Source organism: Sphingobium sp. D43FB, assembly GCF_002312805.1.
Classification (GTDB): domain Bacteria; phylum Pseudomonadota; class Alphaproteobacteria; order Sphingomonadales; family Sphingomonadaceae; genus Sphingobium.
In genome coordinates this window covers 1-1113 of record NZ_NMUA01000140.1, presented here as the reverse complement: position 1 = coordinate 1113, position 1113 = coordinate 1, and the positions used below count along the sequence as shown (strand labels likewise).

Annotated in this window: 1 protein-coding gene; it reads right to left on the bottom strand. The window is 58.8% G+C overall.

From position 1 onward, the window contains the following. Positions 1-324: 324 nt before the first annotated feature. The coding region (locus SxD43FB_RS23690; protein ID WP_141249641.1) for an IS110 family transposase at positions 325-1113 on the bottom strand (789 nt) is incomplete at its 5' end.

Here is a 1113-nt window from a genome sequence, read left to right as displayed (position 1 = left end):
ATCTTCCCCAACGAAGAGGCGATTACCCGTCTCGTCGGCGCTATCCTTCTGGAACAGAACGACGTGTATGGACCACCCCCACCTTGCAAGGCTTTTCAACAGATTTCGACGATTTCGGATCTTGCGGTCGTGTATCCGGCCTTGTTGTGCGGCATAACACGCCGCAGGCCCCTATGGTTTCCGCGGATCGACGGCCGGACAAATGGACGAACTCAAATTGGTTCGCATCATTTCAGTGACCTTTGTCGATCCCCGGTGATACCGGTTCGCCATACTCTGTCGTTGCCCTCGCAAGTCGGCACCATCACATCGGCGCCGAACTGGTTAGGCCGCCATCGGCAAAGGCGATGGACGGCGGTATACCTCATTCCTGGTCAACATGGCCCAGATCGAGCGAGCCGTCTTGTGAGCGACGGCTGTTGAGGCTACATTCACGGGCCTCCTGTCGACCAAAGCTTTAAGCCAGGGCCGAGGTGTCACGTCCTTGCGGAACGTTGTTCCTACAACGGCCCGAGCTCCATGGATCAAGAGCGTTCGGAGATATCGATCGCCGCCTTTGCTGATCCGACCAATCTTCTCTTTTCCCCCGCTCGCTCGAATCCGTGGCGTCAGGCCAAGCCAAGCTGCAAAATGACGGGAAGACTTGAACTGACTGCCATCGCCGACGGCTGCCACAATCGCTGTCGCCGTAATTGGGCCCACGCCCGGAGCAGTAGCCAGACGCTGGCTGTCCGGGTTTGATTTGTGCCAGGCGACGATCCGCTTCTCCATCTCGCCAAGCTTATCGGTTAATGTGTCGATGTGCCGGAAAAGACATCGCAACGCTTCTCGCGCTTCGTCCGGGACGACGGTCTTGTCCGAGGTTGCAAGACGCTCGCTCAATATCGCGAGCTGTCGCACGCCCTTGCCCGCGATAAGCCCGTATTCGCCCAGCAGTCCGCGCAGTGCATTGATCGTCGCCGTTCGCTGTCGGACCAACAGGCTGCGGACACGATGCAAAGCCAGAACCGCCTGTTGCTGCTTCGTCTTGATAGGAACAAACCGCATGTTCGGCTTGGCGACGGCCTCGCATATGGCCTCCGCGTCGGCGGCGTCCGTCTTGTTCCGCTTCAC